The sequence below is a fragment of the Azospirillum sp. UENF 111221 genome (genome assembly GCF_058780625.1).
On the sequence record NZ_JBSNCH010000005.1, the window covers coordinates 638,847 to 655,607 of the forward strand.

17 protein-coding genes, 2 tRNA genes and 1 pseudogene are annotated in these 16,761 nt (G+C 66.9%); 10 read left to right on the forward strand and 10 right to left on the reverse strand.

Annotation, left to right across the window (positions count from 1 at the left end):
• Window positions 1–3: 3 nt before the first annotated feature.
• Genes ACWPN3_RS17400 through ACWPN3_RS17410 form a run of 3 tightly spaced genes read right to left on the reverse strand, consistent with a single transcriptional unit; the run spans window position 4 to window position 2,950 of the window.
• Complete coding sequence (locus ACWPN3_RS17400) at window positions 4–1,071, reverse strand: AI-2E family transporter (RefSeq protein ID WP_492261623.1); 1,068 nt, start codon at window positions 1,069–1,071, stop codon at window positions 4–6.
• Window positions 1,068–1,628 carry a CDP-alcohol phosphatidyltransferase family protein gene (locus tag ACWPN3_RS17405; RefSeq protein WP_109446365.1) on the reverse strand — a complete coding sequence of 187 codons (561 nt, stop codon included), beginning with the start codon at window positions 1,626–1,628 and terminating at the stop codon, window positions 1,068–1,070. Before ACWPN3_RS17405 ends, ACWPN3_RS17400 begins: the two co-directional genes overlap by 4 nt.
• Window positions 1,625–2,950, reverse strand: coding sequence for a DUF2066 domain-containing protein (locus tag ACWPN3_RS17410; RefSeq protein WP_492261624.1), 1,326 nt, complete (start codon window positions 2,948–2,950; stop codon window positions 1,625–1,627). Before ACWPN3_RS17410 ends, ACWPN3_RS17405 begins: the two co-directional genes overlap by 4 nt.
• A 142-nt stretch (window positions 2,951–3,092) precedes the next feature.
• On the opposite strand from ACWPN3_RS17410, the gene purM reads away from it, so the two are divergent.
• The 3 genes from purM to ACWPN3_RS17425 all read left to right on the forward strand — a co-directional run bounded on the left by purM (window position 3,093) and on the right by ACWPN3_RS17425 (window position 5,098).
• Window positions 3,093–4,154: a phosphoribosylformylglycinamidine cyclo-ligase gene (gene purM, locus ACWPN3_RS17415; RefSeq protein ID WP_492240628.1), complete on the forward strand. Its 1,062-nt coding sequence runs from the start codon at window positions 3,093–3,095 to the stop codon at window positions 4,152–4,154.
• A gap of 22 nt (window positions 4,155–4,176) precedes the next feature.
• A complete protein-coding gene (gene purN / locus ACWPN3_RS17420; RefSeq protein WP_109446371.1) occupies window positions 4,177–4,830 on the forward strand; it encodes a phosphoribosylglycinamide formyltransferase in 654 nt (217 codons plus the stop codon).
• 124 nt (window positions 4,831–4,954) lie between these two features.
• The gene (locus tag ACWPN3_RS17425) at window positions 4,955–5,098 is read left to right on the forward strand and encodes an aa3-type cytochrome c oxidase subunit IV (RefSeq protein ID WP_109051686.1); all 144 of its coding nucleotides are present in this window, start codon (window positions 4,955–4,957) and stop codon (window positions 5,096–5,098) included.
• 47 nt (window positions 5,099–5,145) lie between these two features.
• On the opposite strand, the pseudogene ACWPN3_RS17430 reads toward ACWPN3_RS17425, so the two are convergent.
• The 5 genes and pseudogenes from ACWPN3_RS17430 to ACWPN3_RS17450 all read right to left on the reverse strand — a co-directional run bounded on the left by ACWPN3_RS17430 (window position 5,146) and on the right by ACWPN3_RS17450 (window position 11,142).
• Window positions 5,146–7,795 (reverse strand): annotated as a pseudogene (locus ACWPN3_RS17430) (valine--tRNA ligase).
• 66 nt (window positions 7,796–7,861) lie between these two features.
• Complete coding sequence (locus ACWPN3_RS17435) at window positions 7,862–8,554, reverse strand: DUF2497 domain-containing protein (protein WP_109446375.1); 693 nt, start codon at window positions 8,552–8,554, stop codon at window positions 7,862–7,864.
• A gap of 96 nt (window positions 8,555–8,650) precedes the next feature.
• Complete coding sequence (locus ACWPN3_RS17440) at window positions 8,651–10,054, reverse strand: TolC family outer membrane protein (protein WP_109446377.1); 1,404 nt, start codon at window positions 10,052–10,054, stop codon at window positions 8,651–8,653.
• Window positions 10,055–10,056: 2 nt separating this feature from the next.
• Window positions 10,057–10,383 (reverse strand): rhodanese-like domain-containing protein, encoded by a 327-nt coding sequence (locus tag ACWPN3_RS17445; RefSeq protein WP_492240629.1) that lies wholly within the window; start codon window positions 10,381–10,383, stop codon window positions 10,057–10,059.
• A 102-nt stretch (window positions 10,384–10,485) separates the two neighbouring features.
• On the reverse strand, window positions 10,486–11,142 hold the full coding sequence (locus ACWPN3_RS17450; RefSeq protein WP_492261625.1) for a protein-L-isoaspartate O-methyltransferase family protein: 657 nt from the start codon (window positions 11,140–11,142) through the stop codon (window positions 10,486–10,488).
• Between the two features lie 306 nt (window positions 11,143–11,448).
• On the opposite strand from ACWPN3_RS17450, the gene ACWPN3_RS17455 reads away from it, so the two are divergent.
• The 3 genes from ACWPN3_RS17455 to ACWPN3_RS17465 all read left to right on the forward strand — a co-directional run bounded on the left by ACWPN3_RS17455 (window position 11,449) and on the right by ACWPN3_RS17465 (window position 12,344).
• A tRNA-Cys gene (locus ACWPN3_RS17455) sits at window positions 11,449–11,522 on the forward strand.
• Window positions 11,523–11,753: 231 nt separating this feature from the next.
• A tRNA-Asn gene (locus tag ACWPN3_RS17460) sits at window positions 11,754–11,829 on the forward strand.
• A 263-nt stretch (window positions 11,830–12,092) separates the two neighbouring features.
• Complete coding sequence (locus tag ACWPN3_RS17465; protein WP_109446383.1) at window positions 12,093–12,344, forward strand: hypothetical protein; 252 nt, start codon at window positions 12,093–12,095, stop codon at window positions 12,342–12,344.
• A 35-nt stretch (window positions 12,345–12,379) separates the two neighbouring features.
• On the opposite strand, the gene ACWPN3_RS17470 is transcribed toward ACWPN3_RS17465, so the two are convergent.
• Both ACWPN3_RS17470 and ACWPN3_RS17475 read right to left on the reverse strand, forming a co-directional pair.
• A complete protein-coding gene (locus tag ACWPN3_RS17470) occupies window positions 12,380–12,622 on the reverse strand; it encodes a hypothetical protein (protein WP_492240631.1) in 243 nt (80 codons plus the stop codon).
• A gap of 69 nt (window positions 12,623–12,691) precedes the next feature.
• Window positions 12,692–12,871 carry a hypothetical protein gene (locus tag ACWPN3_RS17475; RefSeq protein WP_098739756.1) on the reverse strand — a complete coding sequence of 60 codons (180 nt, stop codon included), beginning with the start codon at window positions 12,869–12,871 and terminating at the stop codon, window positions 12,692–12,694.
• A 227-nt stretch (window positions 12,872–13,098) separates the two neighbouring features.
• Here ACWPN3_RS17475 and ACWPN3_RS17480 point away from each other — a divergent pair, with 227 nt between their 5' ends.
• From ACWPN3_RS17480 to ACWPN3_RS17495, 4 genes are all read left to right on the forward strand, one after another.
• On the forward strand, window positions 13,099–14,127 hold the full coding sequence (locus ACWPN3_RS17480) for a S1C family serine protease (protein WP_492261626.1): 1,029 nt from the start codon (window positions 13,099–13,101) through the stop codon (window positions 14,125–14,127).
• A 112-nt stretch (window positions 14,128–14,239) separates the two neighbouring features.
• Window positions 14,240–14,851: an NUDIX domain-containing protein gene (locus tag ACWPN3_RS17485; protein ID WP_492261627.1), complete on the forward strand. Its 612-nt coding sequence runs from the start codon at window positions 14,240–14,242 to the stop codon at window positions 14,849–14,851.
• 152 nt (window positions 14,852–15,003) lie between these two features.
• Window positions 15,004–16,005, forward strand: coding sequence for a cysteine synthase A (locus ACWPN3_RS17490; protein WP_109446393.1), 1,002 nt, complete (start codon window positions 15,004–15,006; stop codon window positions 16,003–16,005).
• Between the two features lie 17 nt (window positions 16,006–16,022).
• The gene (locus tag ACWPN3_RS17495; RefSeq protein ID WP_109446395.1) at window positions 16,023–16,730 is read left to right on the forward strand and encodes an alanyl-tRNA editing protein; all 708 of its coding nucleotides are present in this window, start codon (window positions 16,023–16,025) and stop codon (window positions 16,728–16,730) included.
• The last annotated feature ends 31 nt before the right edge of the window (window positions 16,731–16,761 follow it).

Sequence of the window (16,761 nt, forward strand, 5' to 3'; positions counted from 1 at the left end):
CCATCAGCGTTCCGCGTCGGTGCCGCGGTAGTACGGGCTCGAGAGATACTGGCGCAAGGCGAAGCGGGTCAACACGCCGATCACCGCGGCGACCGGAACCGCCAGCAGCACGCCGACGAATCCGAACAGGCTGCCGCCGGCCAGCAGGGCGAACATCACCCACACCGCATGCAGCCCGACCTTGTCGCCCACCAGCTTCGGCGTCAGGACATTGCCTTCCACCGCCTGCCCGAACAGGAAGATGCCGATGACAATGGCGACGCGCCAGAACTCGTCGAACTGCAGCAGGGCAAGGCCAGTGCTGGCGACGAAGCCGAACAGGGTGCCGACATAAGGGATGAAGGACAAGAGCCCGGCCATCAGACCGATCACCAGTCCGAAATCCAGCCCTGCCGCCGACAGCGCCAGCGCATAGAAGACGCCGAGCACGACGCAGACAGTCGCCTGCCCGCGCACGAAGCCTGACAGGGTGACGTTCACCTCACGGGCCTGCTCGCGCACCGTCTCGGCATGTTGGCGCGGCAGCCACGAATCGACCTTCCCCACCATCAGGTCCCAGTCGCGCATCATATAGAAGGCGACGACGGGGGTGATGAACATCAGGGTGACGATGTCGAACAGCGCCAGCCCGCCCGACAGGATGCGGGTGACGACGCGGCCGACCAGCCCCGCCAATTCACCCGCGTAGTTGCCGGCGGCGGCACGAAGCCGCTCGACATCGTCGGCCGGCAGGCGGTGGATGAAGCGGTTCAGCGCCGGGATCAACCGCTCCTTCGCCAGCGTCGCATAGTTCGGCAGCACTTCCAGCAGGTGGGAGACCTGCCCCTGCACCAGCGGCAACAGGAGCAGCGCCATCAGCACCATGACCAGCACGAAACCCAGCAGCACCAGCGTGGTGCCGAGCCAACGCGGCAGCCGTGCCGCCTCCAGACGGTCGACTGCCGGGTCGAGCAGATAGGCGATGGCCAGCCCGACCACGAAGGGAAGCAGCATGTCGGCCAGCAGCCACAGCGCCAGCACGAACAGCCCCAGCCCGACCAGCCAGAAGCGGAGCTGCTTCGCCGGCGTCACGGAACGCCGCCGAGCCGGTTGAACAGCAGGGCTCCACGCCGTGCGTACATCACGCCGGACAGCACCGTCGTCACCGTGCAGACATACACCAGCACATCGACCAGCTCCCAGCCATTCAGATGGATGTCCGGCAGCCCCAGCGCCGGCGGCGCCAGCACGGCGGCGGCCAGCGCGATCTGCACCACCGTGTTCACCTTGCTGATGTAGAGCGGCTGCATCGCCAGCGTCTCCTTCAGCGTGAACAGCAGGATGACGCCGCCGATGATCATGATGTCGCGGAACACAACCATCATCGCCAGCCACAAGGGGATGGTGCCGACCCAGGCCAGGGCGATGTAGACCCCGACGATCAGCGCCTTGTCGGCCAGCGGATCGAGATAGCCGCCCAGCACCGTACGCGCGCGGAACATGCGGGCGATGGCGCCGTCCAGCGCATCGGACAGACCCGCGGCGACGAAGAGGGCGAAGGCCCACTCCATCCTGCCGGTGAGGATCATGTACATCGCGGCCGGAACCGCCACGATGCGCAGGAAGGTGATGATGTTGGGTACGCTCACGGTGCGCTCTTCGCCGGCAGCGTTCCCAGGTTGCGCGGCGGGGCGCCCATCGTGCCCACGGCACCCGCATCCATCGGCGCCGACGGCGCCAGCGACGTCGGGGAGGCCATCGGCGCGGCGGAGGACGGAACGGCACCGGCCGACGCGGCACCCGACCCGCGCGGCAGCAGCGTCAATTGCCAGTCAGCCGACGGCACCGGAGCACCGGGATAGCCGGCGGCAACCGGGGTTGCGACGGGAGGCGCGGCATGCGCGAAGCCCAGATCCTGGCGGGCAAGCGCCTGGGCCAGCTGCTCGGGCGCACCGCGATAGGTCAGGGTGATCAGCGCCTCGCTGCGGGTCATCGACATCAGGGTGTTGCGGGTCACCGCATTGACGGCGGACAGGCGCTTGCGCGTTTCCACCCAGTCGTTCACCGCGGTCAGCGGCACGCGGACGAGGGTGTTCTGCTCGGGACCGGTGGCGGTGGTGTGCTCGCGCTTCCACGACTCATCCACCTGGGATCCGACCGATGCGACGGCGCGGTTCAGCAGTTCGTCGGCAGTTCCGCCGCCCTTGACCTGAACCGTCTGGCTCTCGCGCGTCCCGTCCACCCCGTAGCGGGTGACGTCAACCGTCAGGCCGCGGGCCGGATCGGGGCCGTTGGCCGGAAGATCGGTTCGGGCGACCACCACTCCGCCCGCCTTGTAGGCCTGGGCGATGCGGGCGAGCGCGTCGGCGTTGCCGGCGACAGCGTCCTCGCCGCTGATCGCCTGGGCATCTGACAGCTCGCCGTCCGGTACCACCAGCGGCACCAGCGATGCGGCGGGCTGCCGCGCCTCCCAGGCCGCGCGCCAGGGGGTGCGATCCTGCCACAGGATGGTGCGCCCGTCGGTCAGCGTCACCGGCAGGATGACGAAGGGCCGCGACGGCGGCTCCACATACTGGGCGGCACCGCCGCTCTGGCCGAGGGCGTCGCGCACTGCATTGGGCCGGAACCGCACGGTGATGGCGCCGACATAGCGGCTGGCCGACACCTTCTCCTCGTCGATCTCGAAGCCCTGGACCAGCTTGGCGATCTCGCCGTCGGACAGGCGCGGAGGATTGCCGCCGCCGGGAACGAGCCGGCGGTACAGCTCCACCCAGGCCTTGGCCTGCGCCTCGCGGATCGCCTGATCGCGTACGGTGGTCGGGTTGCTGCCGTTGATGTCGACCCGGACGCCGGACACCGCGAAGGGGTCTGCAGCGGACGGAGCGGCGGCAGCGGAAGCGGCGGCCGGCGGCGGGGAACCGGTCTGCGCCCCGGCCGGCCCGGTCATCGTCACGACCAGAGCGGTGGACATGGCAGCAAGACCGGCGAGGAGCGGCGCGCGGCGGCGGTGGAGCATTGCAAAGCCTTCCGATTCGAGTATGTTCGGCCCGAGCCCAAGGCCCGGTATATAGCTCAGCCCAAGCGAGGATACCATCAGCACCCAGTCCTATAACATGTCCGACGCCTACAAGCAGGCCGGTGTGGACATCGATGCGGGCAACGCGCTTGTCGAAGCGATCAAGCCGCTTGCCCGCTCCACCGCGCGTTCAGGCTCCGACGCGGGCCTGGGCGGTTTCGGCGCGCTGTTCGATCTGCGCGCCGCCGGCTACCAGGATCCGCTTCTGGTCGCGACGACCGACGGCGTCGGCACCAAGCTGAAGGTGGCGATTCTCGCCAACCGTCACGACACGGTCGGCATCGATCTCGTCGCCATGTGCGTCAACGATCTGGTGGTGCAGGGCGCCGAGCCGCTGCTGTTCCTGGATTACTATGCCACCGGCAAGCTCGACGTGGCGGCCGGCCGCGACATCGTCGCCGGCATCGCCGAAGGCTGCCGTCAGGCCGGCTGCGCGCTGGTCGGCGGCGAGACCGCCGAGATGCCCGGCATGTATTCCGAGGGCGATTACGACCTCGCCGGATTCTCCGTCGGTGCGGTGGAACGCCAACACGCCCTGACCGGTTCCGCCGTGCAGGCGGGAGACGTGGTTCTCGGCCTCGCCTCCACCGGCGTGCATTCCAACGGCTATTCGCTGGTGCGCAAGCTGGTCGAGAAATCGGGCCTCGGCTACAACTCCGCCTGCCCGTGGGACGCGTCGAAGACGTTGGGCGAAGCGCTGCTGACGCCGACCCGCATCTATGTGAAGAGCACGCTGAAGGCGGTGCGCGCCGGCACGGTCCGTGCCATGGCCCACATCACCGGCGGCGGCCTGATCGAGAACATTCCGCGCGTCCTGCCGGACGGGCTGGGTGTCGTTCTCGACGCCTCGACCTGGACCCTGCCCCCCGTCTTCTCCTGGCTGATGAAGACCGGCGGCATCGCCCCGTACGAGATGGCGCGCACCTTCAACGTCGGCCTCGGCATGGTCGTCGTGGTTCCGGCTGACAAAGCGGCCGAGGCCATCGACATCCTGCGCGAGGGCGGCGAGACGGTCTTCACCGTCGGCACCGTCACCGCCCTGAAGGACGGCGATGCCCGCGTGACCGTCACTGGCATGGACGCGGCCTGGACCGCCTAAGGGACGCCTCAAGGATTCGTTGATGAGCAAGTTGAAGCTCGGCGTCCTGATCTCGGGGCGCGGCAGCAATCTGCAGGCGTTGATCGACGCCTGCGCTGCGCCGGAATTCCCGGCCGAGATCGCGCTGGTGCTGTCCAACAAGGCCGAAGCGTTCGGCCTTGAGCGTGCATCCGGCGCCGGGATCGCCACCGCGGTGGTCGACCACCGCCGCTATCCCGGCGACAAGCCGGCCTTCGAGGCGGCGATGGATGCCGCTCTTCGCGAGGCCGGCGTCGAACTGGTCTGCCTTGCCGGCTTCATGCGCCTGCTATCGCCCTGGTTCGTCGGGCAATGGCACAACGCGCTCATCAACATCCACCCGTCCCTGCTGCCCTCCTTCAAGGGCTTGGACACCCATGAGCGGGCGCTGGCCGCCGGCGTCCGCTTCCATGGCTGCACCGTGCATTACGTGCGTCCGGAAATGGACGAGGGCCCGATCATCGCCCAGGCGGCGGTGCCGGTCCTGCCCGGCGACGACGGCCACAGCCTGGCCGACCGAGTCCTTTTGTCGGAACACAGGCTCTATCCGCATGCCGTCCGTCTGATCGCCGCGGGCCGTGCCCGAGTCGATGGCGATCTGGTGCGGATCGACGGTCCGGTTCCGGACCTTGCGGCCTTGGTGAACCCGCCGCTTTAGGACCCTGTCCTTTCCGATCACCACCCATCCGGCATGGTTGACGGTTCCACTCGGAATCTGTTGCGTTTCTGTGCGTCCGCGTCAAAATTTGCGGGCAAAAGAAACTGTTGGAGGGTTGATCGATATGGCGGCCGTGAGTCCCAACCCGGTCAGTGCGGAGACCGTCCGCTCACATCAGGCGACCTGGATCGCCTTCACCAAGTTCATGAAGCTCAGCATCGCCGGGGTCATCGCGGTGCTCGTGCTGCTGGCGATCTTCACGCTGTAGCGGACGGATGGGAAGGGGGCCTGTAACAAGCCCCCTTCCCCCACACATCAGCCGGCCAGCATCTCCAGCGCCTTCTGCAGCTTGTCGCGGGCCTGATCGGCGGCCTCGCGGCGGTCGCGCTGCTCCTCGATCACCTCTTCCGGAGCCTTGGCCACGAATTGCTCGTTCGACAGCTTGGTGTCGATCTTCTTGATCTCGCCGGTCAGCTTGTCGATCTCCTTGGACAGGCGCGCCTTCTCCTTGTCGAGATCGACGATGCCTTCCAGCGGCAGAACCAGCGTCGTCTCGTCCAGCACCGCCTGGACGCTGCTCTTCGGAACATCGCCCTGGAGCGGCTCGACGCTCGACAGGCGGGCCATGCGCAGGATCAGGTCGCGGTGGGTGTCCAGCCGCTTCAGGCTAACCGCGTTCGGATCCTTCAGCTTCAGCTCGATCTGCGCAGCCGGCGGGACGTTCATCTCCGACCGCATGGAGCGGACCGAGGTGATCAGGCGCACAACCCAATCCATCTCGTCGCGCGACGCCGGATCGACGCTGTCGGCGGCGAACTCCGGCCATTCAGCCGAGATCAGCCGGTTGGCACGCGCCGGCGACAGCTGCTCCCACAGCTCTTCGGTGATGAAGGGCATCAGCGGATGCAGGATGTGCAGGATCTGGTCGAGCACCCAGGCGGTGGTCGCCCGCGTTTCCGCCTTCGCCGCTTCGTCGGTGCCGGCGAGGATCGGCTTGGTGAACTCCATGTACCAGTCGCAGAAGGTGCCCCAGGTGAACTGGTAGGCGGCACCGGCGGCCTCGTTGAACTTGTAGGCGTCGATCGATTCGGCAACCTTCTTCGCCGCATCGGCCAGCGCGCCGACGATCCAACGGTTGACCGTCTGGGTCAGACCGACCGGCTTGTAGCCGGCGACCGGATCGCAGCCGTTCATCTGGCAATAGCGGGCAGCGTTCCACAGCTTGGTGGCGAAGTTGCGGTAGCCCTCGACCCGGTTCACCGCCAGCTTGATGTCGCGGCCTTGGGCTGCCATCGCCGACAGGGTGAAGCGCAGCGCATCGGTGCCGTACTGGTCGATGATCTCCAGCGGGTCGATGACGTTGCCCTTCGACTTCGACATCTTCTGGCCCTTCTCGTCACGGACAAGGGCGTGGATGTAGACGGTGCGGAAGGGCACGTCCTTCATGAAGTGCAGGCCCATCATCATCATCCGGGCGACCCAGAAGAAGATGATGTCGAAGCCGGTCACCAGCACGTCGGTCGGGTAGTAGCGGTCCAGCTCCGGCGTTCTGGTCCGGCCAGCCGAGCGTCGAGAAAGGCCACAGCGCCGACGAGAACCACGTGTCGAGCACGTCGGCGTCGCGCGTCAGTTCGACATCGCTGCCGTAATGGATCTTCGCGGCAGCGCGCGCCTCCTCCTCGGTCTCCTCGACGAAGAAGGTGCCGTCCGGACCGTACCAGGCCGGAATCTGATGGCCCCACCAGATCTGGCGGCTGATGCACCAGGGCTGGATGTTGCGCATCCATTCGAAATAGGTGTTCTCCCACTGCTTGGGCACGAACACCGTCTTGCCGGTCTCCACCGCCTCGATGGCGGGCTTCGCCAGGGTCGCGGCATCGACATACCACTGATCGGTGAGCCACGGCTCGATGGCGACGCCGGAGCGGTCGCCGTGCGGGACCATGTGGGTGTGCGGCTCAATCTTCTCCAGAAGCTCAAGGGCTTCCAGCTCGGCGACGATTTTTTTGCGCGCCTCGTAGCGATCCAGCCCGCGATAGGCCTCGGGAACGTTGTCGTTCAGCCGGGCATCGCGATCCATGATGTTGATCTGCTCGAGCCCACAGCGCTTGCCGACCTCGAAGTCGTTGAAGTCGTGGGCCGGCGTGATCTTCACGGCACCCGAACCGGTCTCCGGATCGGCATACTCGTCGCCGACGATGGGGATCAGGCGGCCGACCAGCGGCAGGCGGACCATCTTGCCGATCAGGTCCTTGTAGCGCTCATCCTCCGGATGCACCGCCACGCCGGTGTCGCCCAGCATGGTTTCCGGACGGGTGGTGGCGACCACGATGAAGCGGCCCTCTTCCCCGTCGATGGGGTAGCGGAAGTGCCAGAGGTTGCCCTTGATCTCCTTCTGCTCGACCTCGAGGTCGGAGATGGCGGTGTGCAGCTTCGGGTCCCAGTTGACCAGCCGCTTGTCCTTGTAGATCAGGCCCTGGCGGTGCAGTTCGACGAACACCTTGCGGACGGCGCGGCTCAGCCCCTCGTCCATGGTGAAGCGTTCGCGCGGCCAGTCGGGCGAGGCACCCAGGCGGCGCAGCTGGCGGGTGATGGTCCCGCCCGATTCGGCCTTCCACTCCCAAACCTTGTCGATGAAGGCATCACGGCCGAAATCGTGGCGGGTCTTGCCGTCCTTCGCCAGATTGCGCTCGACCACCATCTGGGTGGCGATGCCTGCATGGTCGGTGCCGGGCTGCCACAGGGCGTCGCGGCCGCGCATGCGGTTGTAGCGGGTCAGCACGTCCTGGATGGTGAAGGTCAGCGCATGGCCCATGTGCAGGCTGCCGGTGACGTTCGGCGGCGGCATCATGATGGTGTAGGGCTTGCCGTTCCCCTGCGGCTGGGCGGCAAAGGCGCCAGACTCCTCCCACAGGCGGTAGTGCTTCTCCTCGACCTCGGCGGGCCGGTACGTCTTTTCCAACATCACCACGAACTTTCGCTAGAAACGTCTCAACCAGGGCTCAAAAAAGCGGGTCTCGGAAAGACAGGATCAGAACTTCTGTGACCGCCGGATCATGCGGTCGATCTCCTGCTGGACCAGCCGCTCGACCACCGTCGGCAGATTCTCGTCCAGCCACTCCTTCAACAGCGGCTTCAGCAGTTCGCGCACCACCTCTTCCACCGTGCGGATGCCGATGGGCATCGGGCCGATGGACAGGTCGTCGCCCAACTCGCGCGCCAGATGGGTCAGGTGGTGCGAGGCATCCTCCGCCGTCCGGCGGGAGATCAGCCCGGCATCCGGATCGACCGCGCGGCGGCGCGGACGCGGCGGGGGCGGCGGCTCGTCATCCTCGAAATCGTCGAAGGCCGGCATCGGCCGCCGGGCGGCAGGACGCGGCGGCGGCATCGGTTCGGGCTCCGGCTCTTCCCAGCGCGGCGAGGGCGGAGGGGGAGGTGACGGCTCCGGAAAGGCCGGTTCCTCCGGCCAGGGGTCGGGATCGGGCTGGCCGAAGTCGGGCCGCTCGTCCGGTTCATCCTCCACCATCTGGGTCAGTTCCAGAACGTCGTCGTCCTCCTCCACCATCGGGGGTGGCGGGGGCGGCGGCGGAGGGGGCGGCGGAGGTGGAGGCGGCGAAGGCGCCTGAGTTTCCGATTTGGCAGGCTCGCCGTCCTCGGAAATGATCCGCCTGATGGAGGCGAGGATTTCCTCCATCGAAGGTTCTTGCTGGCCCTTATCGCTCATCTTGGCAACCCGAGACGTCAACCTGCCCCAAACCTAGGGCAGGGCTGGCAAAAAAGCCATAATACAAAAACGGCCCGCTTTCGCGGGCCGCTGCATTCATTCGGTCACCGAAGTTCCGAACCACTTGCCCCGCGTCTTGTCGTAATTCGCGGTCGGGTCGTATTTCTGAACCGGCAGGTTCAGCCGGTCCGCCGTCAACTGTCCGCTGGATGCCAGTACATTGAAGGCCGCGACCATTTCGTCGTGCTGGGCACGGACAAGGAAGACGCGGGCGTTCAGCAGTTCCTGTTCCTGGTTCAGCACGTCGAGCACGGTGCGCGAGCCGACCTGCGCCTCCTGACGGACGCCTTCCAGGGCGATCTGGGCCGCCTTGATCTGCGCCGAGTAGGACTCGATGCTGGCGCGGGCCGTCTGCAGGGCCTGCCAGGCGCTGACCGCCGATTCGGTCACCTGGCGGCGGGACTCCTCGATCTGCAGGCGGGCCTGGTTGGCGGTCTGCTTGGCCTCGCGGACCAGGGCTTCCGGCTGGCCGGCCTGATAGAGCGGGATGGTCACCTGGGCGGTGACCTGCGCACTGTCGGAGCGGTTCAGGTCGATGCCGGAAGAGCGGCCCGGATCGTATGTGCGGGTGCCGCTGGCCGAGAGATTAACCGACGGCAGCAGGCGGCCGTACTGCTGGTCCACCGCCTCGCGCTGCGCCGCCTCGGTGTAGGAGGCGGACAGGACGTTCGGGTTGTTGGCACGGGCAAGCTCGACCAGCTCGTCCAGGTTCTTCGGCAGGCGGAAGGCTGGCTTCGGCGCCTTCAGCTCGCCGGGAGCGGCGCCGACCAGACGTTCGTAGGTGGCGCGGGAGGCGCGCAGCGTGCCTTCGGCCGAAATCTTGGAGGCGATGGCGGCCGACAGGCGCGACTCGGACTGGCTGACGTCGGTGCGGGTGTATTCACCGACGCGGAAGCGGTCACGGGCGGCGTCCAGCTGGCGGCGCAGCACCTGCTCGTTGTTTGTCTGCAACTGCAGGATGGCCTGGTTCTGGACGATGTCCAGATAGGCCTGGGCGGCGGCCAGCAGAACCGACTGTTCCGAGGCGATCAGGGTGGCGCGCTGCGCCTCGACCAGCCGCTCGGCGCGGCGGACGGCCGGGGCGACGGTGGCGTCGTAGATCGGCTGGGTGGCGGTGACGCCGACGCTCTTGGCGTTGGCTTCCGAGCCGGTCGAACCGCCGTCGAACTTGCTCTCGCCCATCGAGCGGGAGATGCCGGCGGTCACGCGGGCGGTCGGACGGTAGCCGGACAGCGCCTGGGGCACGCCTTCGTCGACGGCGCGCAGGCGGGCGCGCTGGGCGCCGATCGTCGGGTTGTTGGCATAGGCCTGGGCGAGGGCCTGTTCGAGGGACTGGGCCTGGGCCGTACCACCGCCGGTCACTGCTGTGCCCATCGTAGCGGTCAGGGTCAGGGCCGTAGCCAGCAGCCAGCGGCGCGCAAAACGGCTTCGCACGGTCATGTTCAGTAGACCTTCATGTTCGGGTCGATTCGGCGCGCCCAGGCATCGACACCGCCATCCAGGTTGATGGCGCGGTCGAAGCCCCTGGAACGCAGCCACATGGTGACCTGCGCGCTGCGGCCACCGTGGTGACACACGACGACGACATCGCGGTCCTTCGGCAGCTCGTCCACCCGACCGGGAAGCCCGTTCATCGGGATGTGCAGGCTGCCGTCGATGGCGCACAGCGCAAACTCCCACGGTTCGCGCACGTCGAGGACGACCGGTTCGTCGCCGGCCTGGCGGCGGCGGTCCAGTTCTTCCACCTCGATCTCAAACGGTGCGGCCATGGTTGCTCACTTTCGTGCAAGGGCGACGGCGACGGTAGCGCAGAACCGCGCAGAGGTAAACTGCACGGTTCAGTTCAAGACCACTCCAACCGGCGAATCCGGTCAGAACACGAAGGAGGCCTTCTTTTCAAAGCCCGGCAGGGCATGCGGCTGGGCCTCGAACAGGATGCGGCTGGACACCACGCCGGCGGTGCGCTGGAACAGCCGGACCTCGCCGACGCTGCCCTTGCCCTGGACGATGGCGACCAGACGCCCGCCTTCCGCCAGCTGGTCGGTCAGCGAAGCCGGCACCTCCGGAACGGTACCCTCGAGGACGATCACGTCGTAAGGGGCGTTTTGGGCGTACCCCTCCGCCAGCGGACCGGTGACGGTCTTGGCATTGGCGATCCCCTGCCCGGCCAGCGCCGCGGCCGCGGCCGCGGTCAGCTCTTCGTCGCAATCCAGGCCGACCACCGACGAGGCGAGCCGCCCCAGCACCGCGGTGGAATAGCCGCCTGCGGCCCCGACGTCGAGCACGCGGTCGGTTTCCTGCACGGCAGCAGCCTGCAGCATACGGGCGAAGACCATCGGTTCCAGCAGGAAGCGGCCCTTGCCGATGGGGAGATCGTCGTCGACATAAGCGACGCCGCGCGCCGACGAAGGAACGAAGGCTTCGCGCGGAAGCTCAGACAGGACATCGACGAGACGTTGATCCGTCACCTTGTTGGGGCGGATTTGTCCCTCGACCATGAAATAGCGTGCGGCGGCGAAATCGGTCATGGCGGTCGCTTATTGATGTGTTGTGACGACACCGGCACCAAGCCGCACAGCGAACGGCTTTCTGCCATGGCGGTATATAGCCGCAAAGGCTTGGCGAACACAACGTCACGAGCGATAGGCGGGCGGGCTTTGCCGAAGGCCGGGAAAACGGCAGGCCGGGACGTCGACTAAGGAGCGGTCATGCCGGTCCGATCGACGATGTTCAAAAATCGTCACCATTCGCCTTGACCGCTCCGTTCCAGGCCGCTATACCACCGCTCCACACCGAGGGCGCACCGGAAACGGCGCGCCGGTGCCGGTCAGGATGGCGCGGTGGCAGAGTGGTGATGCAGCGGACTGCAAATCCGTGTACGTGGGTTCGATTCCCGCCCGTGCCTCCATACCTGACAGCAGTATAGATTACGACCGGAACAGTCGAACGCAGCCCCGCTCCCAGCGGGGCTTTTTGCGTTTGGGCCTTGTTTTCCTTTGCAGAATGGCCGTCGGCCACCCCTTTGCCCGCCGCCGAAAGAAAATTCACTTTTCTGTCGGAATTGGCTTGGCAGGTCCGAATGGTTCGGCTATACACCCGCCACGCCAACAACGGCGGCGGCCGAAAGGTCAGTCACCGATCCCGGTTAGCTCAGTTGGTAGAGCAGCGGACTGTTAATCCGCTTGTCGCTGGTTCGAGTCCAGCACCGGGAGCCAGATCGAAAAGGCCGGATGCCACACGCATCCGGCCTTTTTGTCTTTCTACACTCTTGCAGCTTGACTGTGGCCCTTAAGTAACCGAATTCGGTTTAAAGCAGTTGGGCTAGGACTGACGGTGCCCCGCCACGGCATGAACTAGTCCCAAAAGACGATCCTGCCCTGCCGGAAGCGAAATGCCGCGCGCGTCTGCACAGGGTTAGACTTGATAACAATCCGGGCCGAGCCTTGGGCCGGGCGTCTCCAGCCGATGGAGGACCGCCGTGCTTCTGCCATTCCAATCCGAACATTTCCGCACCGCCCCTCCGGTCGGCAGCACCGGCAACCGCTCGTCGGAATCCGACGAGCGTCCGGTCCGGACAATTGACTGCGTCACGGCAATGCTGCTGTTCCTGGTTGCCGTGCTGGTCGCCCTGCTGGCTTTCAGCGCCGATTGGACCGGGCCTGCCGCCGACCGCAATCCGCAGGCCTACGAGAACACCCCGGTTCTGGTGATCCCGCCAAATCCGCGCTGAACGCTCGGGAGCAAGGCACCGGTCATCGAGGCGCCCTACTCCACCAGATCGTCATAGATGCTGTCGTCGGACTCCGATGGGTCGCCCCCCACCGCGGCAACCGCCACCCGCTTCCATTCCCCGCACCAGTCGGTGGACAGGGTGATCGGGAAGTCGCCTTCCGGACTTCGCGGGGTCACCACCGGCGGATAGCGCCGGCAGGTTCCCTTCGGCCCGCGCTGGCGGAGCCCCTGCCCCTCCCAGAAGCGGCAGGTGTAGCAGGTGTCGAGTTGCTTCATCGCGGACCGCTCTCCTTAATGATGGCCGGCTTCAGGTCGGTCGGCCATTCGGGCCCGCTTCGCCCTCCGTCAGCCGGTGGAGGGCGGCTTGGCAGGCCGCATCGTGTCTGCGCATCTGGCGTAGTACGACTTGATGTCCGCGTCCAGAACGCTGCGGCGGCGTCCCTCCTCGGACCCCTCCGGTGCATCGCTCAGGCGCTGGAACTCCTGGACGGCCTGTTCCAGCTCCTGTTCGCTTTCGATGGGCATGTTGTCTCCTTTCCCCGTTGATTGCGGGACCCGGACAAGACAACAGCGACCGACGGCGGTATGTTTCCATCACCATGGTCGCGCTTGTGGTGGACGACCGTGCGATGACGGCTTGATGAGCCGCGACTCGAACGCAATGTCATGCTTGTGTCACCCGAGTCGCGACGGACAGGGCCGCGCGGCGCCGGGGGTGCCCTTGGCCCTGCCTTGCGCGGGAGTGCGGCGTCATGCGGGTCGTCTCAACACCGGTTGTGCCGCGTCTGGCGGCGACCGTCCTTTTCCTGATCGGCCTGCAATTGGCCGTCCCCGGCATTTCCCCGGCCGAAGCGGCGGAGTCCGCGCAGCTCGACCCGGAACGTGTCGTCCGTTCCGTCGTCGGCATCACCGCGACCGTGCCGGCGGACAGCCAGAGCGCCCGCACCCTGGGCACCGACCGCGAGGGCAGCGGGGTCGTCATCGACGGTTCCGGCCTGATCCTGACCATCGGCTATACGGTGATGGAGGCGTCGCAGATTCAGGTCATTGCCGCCGACGGACGCAGCTATCCCGCCAACATGGTGGCCTACGACCCCGTCAGCGGCTTCGGGCTGCTGCGGGCGGAGATGGGGTTTTCGGCCCCCTGGCTGCGGCTGGCCGGTCCGGGCGCGGTGAAGGAGGGGGATACCCTGCTGGCGCTCAGCGGCGGCGGCAATCGCGGAGCCACCGCCGTGAAGGTGGTCGGAAAGCGGGAGTTCGCCGGCTATTGGGAATATCTGCTGGACGAGGCGCTGTTCACCTTCCCGCCGATCCGCGCCTTCAACGGCGCCGCCCTGGTCAATCGCGACGGCCGGCTCGTCGGCATCGGATCGCTGCTGGTGGCGGAGGCGGTGGAGGGGCGCAGCCTGCCCGGCAACATGTTCGTGCCGGTATCGGCGCTTGAGCCGATTCTGGCCGACCTTCTGGCTTACGGACGACGGCAGGAGCCCGCCCGTCCCTGGCTGGGTGTCACCCTGCGCGAAGAGATGGGGCGGTTGCTGGTGGAAAAGGTTTCGCCTCGCAGCCCGGCCGAGTCGGCCGGCCTGCGCACCGGCGATTGGATCGTCGGCGTCGGCGGGCAGCGCTTCAATGGACTGGCGGATTTCTACCGCAAGCTCTGGGGGCTGGGGCCGGCCGGCATCGTCGTTCCGCTCGAGGTGATGCGCGGTTCCACCCTGACCCCGGTTCCGGTGACCTCGGCCGACCGCGTGCGGTTCCTCAGGCTGAACCCGACCCTGTGATGCCTGCCCCTGAGCTGCCCCACCAAGGGCCGGGTGCCTTCCCGGGTGCTTGTGGATGGCGTGCCGGCGTAGCACCTTGTGGGAAACAGCCATCCATGGACCCACGCCGATCATGAACCATCCCGACATCGAGATCCTCGACAAGAAGACCCCCTACAAGGGCTTTCTGACCATTGACGTCTACCGCCTGCGCCACAAGAAGTTCGACGGCACCTGGACCGACGTGCTGCCCCCGCGCGAGGTGTGCGACCGCGGGGCCGCGGTGGGCGTCCTGCTCTACGATCCCGATCTCGACAGCGTGGTGATGATCGAGCAGTTCCGCGTCGGCTCCGCCGCGGCCGGCGGCCCGGCCTGGATGACCGAGATCGTCGCCGGCATGGTCGGCGAAGGCGAGAGCCCGGAGGAGGTTGCGCGCCGCGAATTGATGGAGGAGGCCGGCTGCGCCATCCGGGAGATCGAGCAGCTCTGCGATTATTACGTCAGCCCGGGCGCCTTCACCGAGGTCGTCACCGTCTTCTGCGGCCGGGTCGACAGCCGCAACCTCGCCGCGACCGGCGGCCTGGAGGAGGAACATGAGGACATCCGCATCATGGCCCTGCCGGCCGACGAGGCGATCCGCCTGATGGACGAGAACCGTCTGCGCAATTCCGTCGCCATCATCGCCATCGGCTGGCTCGCCCGCCACCGCGAATCCCTGCGCAAGCGCTGGCTGGGTCAGGGGTAGGGCGCGGGGCGTTCTAGGCTCCCAGGCTCCACCGCTTAATTCACGCACATATCTCGTTCAATGCAGCATTTCACACTCCTCGCCTTGAAAGCGAAGCCCTGTGCCCTGATAGTATCGGCAGCAATCCACACCTGACTTTGGGAGTACTCGCCTTGGACATCCGCAACGGCTTCATCGGCGCCATCGGCAACACGCCGCTGATTCGCCTGGAAGGGCCATCGAAGGCGACGGGCTGCGAAATCCTGGGCAAGGCGGAGTTCCTGAACCCCGGCGGGTCGGTGAAGGACCGTGCCGCTCTCGCCATCGTCCGCGACGCGGAAGAGCGCGGGCTGCTGCGACCCGGCGGCACCATCGTCGAGGGCACGGCGGGCAACACCGGCATCGGGCTGGCGCTGGTCGGCAATGCGCTCGGCTATCGCACCGTCATCGTGATGCCGGAAACGCAGAGTCAGGAAAAGAAGGACATGTTGCGCCTGATCGGCGCCGACCTGCGGCTGGTCCCGGCAGTCCCCTATTCCAACCCCGACAATTACGTCCGCTATTCCGGCCGTCTGGCCGAGGAGTTGGCGAAGACCGAGCCGAACGGCGTCGTCTGGGCCAACCAGTTCGACAACACCGCCAACCGCGAGGGTCACCGCACCACCACCGGACCGGAAATCTGGGACCAGACCGGCGGCAAGCTCGACGCCTTCACCTGTGCGGTGGGAAGCGGCGGCACGCTGGCCGGCATCGCGCTGGCCCTGAAGGAGCGGAACCCGAACATCCGCATCACGCTGGCCGACCCGATGGGCGCCGCCCTGTTCAGCTACTACACCAACGGTGAGCTGAAGTCGGAAGGCAGTTCCATCACCGAGGGCATCGGCCAGGGCCGCATCACCGCCAACCTGGAAGACGCGCCGATCGACGATGCCGTGCAGATCCCCGACGAGGAGGCGCTGCCGATCGTCTTCGACCTGATCAAGACCCAGGGTCTGGTGCTGGGCGGCTCATCGGGCATCAACATCGCCGCGGCCATGCGGGTGGCGCGCGACCTCGGCCCCGGCCACACGGTGGTGACCATCCTGTGCGACGGGGGTCAGCGTTACCAATCGAAGCTCTTCAATCCTGACTTCCTCCGTGAGAAGAATCTTCCTGTGCCAGACTGGCTGGCCTGACTCTCTTCGAGGGGGATATGGACGCGCTTTTCCGTGAGGACGCCTACGCCCGCAACTGCGTCGCCACCGTTACGACGGTGGACGAGCGTGGCATCCGGCTCGACCGCACCGTCTTCTATCCGACCGGCGGCGGCCAGCCGGGCGATACCGGCGTCCTGCGTTTCGACGGTTTCGAAGTCCGCATCAAGGACACGGTGAAGGGCGACGGCGGTCCCGACGACGTCATCCATGTGCCGGAAGACGGGCAGGAGCTGCCCGGCCCCGGCACCGCGGTGGAGGCGGAGATCGATTGGGAGCGCCGCCACCGCCACATGCGCATGCACACTGCCCTGCACCTGCTGTGCGCGGTGGTGCCGGGCTCGGTCACCGGCGGGCAGATCGGCGCGGACAAGAGCCGGCTGGACTTCAACGTCCCCGCCGAAGCGCTGGACAAGGACGCCATCACCGAGGCTGTGAACCGGCTGATCGCCGCCGACACTCCCGTCGGCACCCGCTGGATCACCGACGATGAGATGGCGGCGCAGCCGGACCTGGTCCGCACCATGTCGGTGAAGCCGCCGACCGGCAGCGGCCGGGTGCGCCTGCTGGATGTGGAGGGCGTCGATTTGCAGCCCTGCGGCGGCACCCATGTCGCCCGCACCGGCGAGATCGGCGGAATCGAGGTGACGAAGATCGAAAACAAGGGCAAGCAGAACCGGCGCGTCGTCATCGCGCTGAAGGATTGAGCCCATTTCGCCGATCCGTTGCCCGACAGCC